Source organism: uncultured Eubacterium sp. (genome assembly GCF_934295145.1).
GTDB lineage: Bacteria > Bacillota > Clostridia > Lachnospirales > Lachnospiraceae > Eubacterium_I.
Genome location: NZ_CAKRAS010000103.1, coordinates 1 through 4,582 on the forward strand (window position 1 = coordinate 1; position 4,582 = coordinate 4,582).

A 4,582-nucleotide genomic window follows, 5' to 3' on the forward strand; every position below is an offset into this window, starting at 1 on the left:
GGGGGCAGACAATGAAAAATAGAAGTATGCAAAGAACAGACGGAAAAATATCTTTGTGGGAAAAATTCAGTTACAGTGGCGGGGATGTGGCCAGTTGCATCACGTTTGGCGCAGTCAGTTCTTACCTTTCCTATTATTATACAGATATCGCAGGAATTTCCATTGCGGCTATAGGTTTGATCCTAGGAATCACCAGGCTGATCGAGGCGCTGGTAAATTTTATGACAGGTGTGGCTATTGACGGATGTCATTTTAAACGGGGGAAAGTGAAGCCATTTATGTACGCCACAACGATTCCATTGATGGTGATGTTTGTATTGATCTTTTGTGTGCCGGATCTGAGTAGCCGTGGGAAAATAGTATTTGCATTTTTTACATACCTTTCATTCTGCGTGTTGTATGCCATCAATAATACCGGATACGGTACATTACTTTCACTGATTACCTGCGATGTCAGGGAACGCAGGCTGCTGAACAGTTTCAAAGTATTTGGAAGCAGTATGGGAAATATTCTGGTCAGTTTTCTGACGCTTCCACTGGTGGCTCTGTGCGGCGTGCAGGGACGTTTTAGTTTTGCGCCCGTGGCGCTGATTTACGGAATTGTCAGCCTGATTTTTCTCGGAAACTGCACAATTTCCTGTAAGGAGCGTGTGAAATCGGCGGAGACAGAGCGCATGAATTTGAAAGAATCCCTGCGTTGTGCGGTAAAAAGCCGTTCCTGGATTCTGCTTTGTGTGATCGGAGCCTGCGTGATGGTTGTCATGATCCTGCAGAATCAGAGCATTATTTATTATGCAAAATATGTGCTGTTTGATGAAAAAATGGCAACGGTACTGTTGACGATTTATACGGCCACGCAGCTGCTGGCAGCATTATTTATGGAAAAAGCGTTGACTCGGCTCGGAAACAGAAACTGTATGTTGTTTGGATTTGGAGTGTTTCTGGTGTTGACGGTGGTTATGTTTGCATGCAGAAAAAATTTGATTTTATTCTGTATTTTTATGCTGTTGGCGGGACTTGGAAAAAGTATGGCAACCAGTCCGTGTTATGCCATCTGTGCAGACACAGTGGATGAAGTAGAGTCCTTAACAGGCAAGCGCCCGCAGGGTGTGATGATGTCCTTTATGATGTGCACGATGAAGGCAGGCACAGCCATTGCCGGCGTGGTATTTTCGGCGGTGCTTCATGCAGGACATTATGCGGCAGAGGCAGCGCAGCAAAGTCCGGAGGCAATTCGTGCGATTTATATGAATCTGTTCTGGCTTCCAATGCTGATTGTGGCAGGATGCATGGTTCTGGCCTTTTTCTTCAAACGGCAGCCAATGCAAAAGTAAGCCTACTAATAGTAGTCAGACAGAAATCAGGAAAAATGAGAGACAAAGACAGACTTCTCTTTTTATATACTCTGTGCTATAATGTGACGACAAGTGACAAGACAGACAAAACAACGAAATTAAGTGTATTTGTCTATCCCATGAAAATCCATATCCATATAGCGATATGAGAATAAAGGAGACAAGTTTTATGAAAAAAGTACTAAATCATATTTTTATCGATGGTTTAAGTGGAATGGCACTTGGACTTTTTTCCACATTGATCATCGGAACAATCATTGGACAGATTGGAAATTTAGTAGGAAATGAGATTGGAACTTATCTGATCGCGATTTCCAATGTGGCAAAGACAGTGACTGGCGCAGGTATTGGCGTTGGTGTGGCAGCAAAATTTAAGCAGGGGCCGCTTGTGACGGTATCTGCAGCAGTAGCTGGTATGATCGGAGCATTTCCGACACTTGGAATGGAAAGCTTTGCACTTGGAAAAGCAGGAGAACCTCTGGGGGCTTTTGTGGCAGCTCTGATCGGTATCGAGTGCGGCAGACTGGTTGCAGGAAGAACAAAAATTGATATTATTTTGACACCACTGGTATCCATTTGTGCAGGCGCGGCAGCCGGATTTATCGTGGGACCGCCAATTTCCAATTTTATGAAATGGCTTGGAAATCTGGTAAATATTAACGTTGAGGCCTCGCCGGTCCTTGGAGGTATCGCAGTATCTGTTTTAATGGGAATGATTTTGACCTTACCGATCAGTTCTGCAGCACTTGGTGTTTCCATGGGACTGACAGGACTTGCAGCAGGTGCGGCAACGATTGGATGCTGTTGTCAGATGGTTGGTTTTGCGGTAGCAAGTTATCGCGAAAACAAATTTGGCGGTTTTATTGCACAGGGAATCGGAACATCGATGCTTCAGGTACCAAATATTTTGCGCAGACCACTGATCTGGCTTCCACCGATCATTTCCAGTGCAATTTTAGGACCAATTGCATCTGCAGTTTTACATATGGTAAGTACACCGATTGGATCAGGAATGGGTTCCGCAGGATTTGTCGGACAGATCGCAGCCTATGGAGCTATGCTTGAGACCGGCATGTCTTCTAAAGTGGCATTGATTCAGATTATTATTATGCACTTTATTCTGCCGGCAGTTGTGACATTGATCTTCTCAGAAGGAATGAGAAAAGCAGGATGGATCAAAGAAGGCGACATGAAACTGGAAGTATAAAATCCGAAAACAGAGATGATACTAAAATCCATTTACAAAATATAGGCTATATTTTGTAAATGGATTTTTCTGAATGGTACAGGGAATGTTAACATAAGTTTTATGGAATATCGAAGGATTGGTTGAACATTTTTTCGGATTGTTATAACATACATGATGTAAGTGGCAAAAGTATACTTTGTCACTTACATCAGAACATTGTATCAACACAAGCAAATGTTTGCTGGAGGTAAAAAAATATGGAAAATTTTGTATATGAAACACCAACAAAAGTGTATTTTGGAAAAGATGAAGAACAAAACGTAGGAAAAATCATTGCCGGATTCGCTCCGAAGAAAGTGCTGGTTCATTTTGGTGGTCAGTCTGCCAGAAAAAGTGGATTATTAGACCGCGTAGAAAAAGCACTGGAGGCAGAAGGGATTGATTATGTGGAACTTGGCGGTGTGACAGCCAATCCGGAACTGAAGCTGGTGCGGGAAGGAATCGCACTCTGTCAGCGGGAAGGCGTTGATTTTGTATTAGCCGTTGGTGGTGGTTCTGTACTGGATTCTTCCAAAGATATTGCAAACGGTGTGGCAAATCCGGATATTGACGTGTGGGATTTTTCGCTGGGAAAATGTGTACCACAGAAAACATTACATAAAGGAGCAATCCTGACACTGGCAGCAGCCGGTTCGGAAATGTCCAATTCCTGCGTAATTACAAATACCGAAACGAATGAAAAACGTGGCTATGGATGCAGCTGCAACCGCATGGATTTTGCGATTGAAAATCCGGAATTAACCTACACGGTAAGTCCGTATCAGACAGCATGTGGTATTGTTGATATTGGAATGCATACCATTGAGCGTTACTTCTGCCCGGGCGAAGATACTTATCTGACGGATGCCATTGCGGAAGCAGTGATTAAAAATGTAATGAAGGCTGGAAAAGATTGTCTGGCTGATCCGAAAAACTATGAAGCGCGTGCAAATATGATGTGGGCTTCCTCATTGGCACATAATGGTCTGACAGGATGTGGACGAAAGACTCAGCTTGTCGTTCATCAGCTGGAGCATGAGGTTTCCGGAATGTATACACAGGTGGCACACGGAGCAGGTCTTGCGGCACTCTGGTGCAGCTGGGCACGTTATGTATACAAAGCAAACATCAGCCGTTGGTTACAGTATGCGCAGAATGTATGGAATGTGGATGTGGATTTTGAACATCCGGAGAAAACCGTTGAGATGGCTATCAATATGCAGGAAGCGTTTTATACATCTATCGGAATGCCAACCAATCTGAAAATGCTTGGTGTGAAGGAAGCTGATCTGGAGACACTGGCATTGAATTGCTCCAGAGGGAAGACTCGTACTCTGATCGGTTACAAAGAACTGGAGTACGATGATATACTGGAAGTGTTCCGTATGGCATACGATGCGTAATTCTTGTTTAGGGTAATTTAAAAAGAAGCTGGAAGAAAACTCCAATGCCGGCACGAATGATTTTCTATCTGCGCTGCGCCGCTTATCTCCGACCGCTTCCGCGAACTCACCAACAGCAAAAACAGCTGTTGGCTCAGACACACTCCCGCGGTCGGGCTATGCTCGCTCCGATAACGAAAATCAGTCTACCGCCTTGCCTTGGAGTTTTGCTTCCAGCTTCTTTTTATCTACGCCGTGGCACTGCGTACCACGCATGCATACACTTCTTTGAACTAATAAACACTATGTTGCATGCGCAGATTTACACAGAGAACAGAAAAAGAGAAAGGCATTGGCTATATACGCCATACTTGACCATCTAAAAAAGAACTGCTATAGATCGATTACCGACGGCGAGAAACTCAAAAACAGTTTAAAAAACCGTATGGTACAGATTTATAATTGCTTTGCCTTTATCTATAGTTGCTTATTTTGGTGGCGAAGCCACTATATGTTCTTAGATTCTGAGCCTGAGGAAGGATTTCAGCTACCGCGCAGCGGCATGCCCTTGAAAGAGAAAAAAAGAACGGCTACACTGTTGCCAGCGACGGAGAAAA

Annotated in this window: 4 protein-coding genes; all 4 read left to right on the top strand. The window is 43.9% G+C overall.

The window, feature by feature from the left end; translation table 11 throughout:
- On the top strand, positions 1 to 1,334 hold a 1,334-nt coding region (locus Q0I54_RS13105; RefSeq protein ID WP_296119292.1), incomplete at its 5' end, for an MFS transporter.
- A 190-nt stretch (positions 1,335 to 1,524) separates the two neighbouring features.
- Positions 1,525 to 2,562, top strand: coding sequence for a PTS transporter subunit IIC (locus Q0I54_RS13110; protein ID WP_296119294.1), 1,038 nt, complete (start codon positions 1,525 to 1,527; stop codon positions 2,560 to 2,562).
- Positions 2,563 to 2,801: 239 nt separating this feature from the next.
- The gene (locus tag Q0I54_RS13115) at positions 2,802 to 3,986 is read left to right on the top strand and encodes an iron-containing alcohol dehydrogenase (protein ID WP_296119297.1); all 1,185 of its coding nucleotides are present in this window, start codon (positions 2,802 to 2,804) and stop codon (positions 3,984 to 3,986) included.
- 331 nt (positions 3,987 to 4,317) lie between these two features.
- On the top strand, positions 4,318 to 4,582 hold a 265-nt coding region (locus tag Q0I54_RS13120), incomplete at its 3' end, for a hypothetical protein (RefSeq protein ID WP_296119299.1).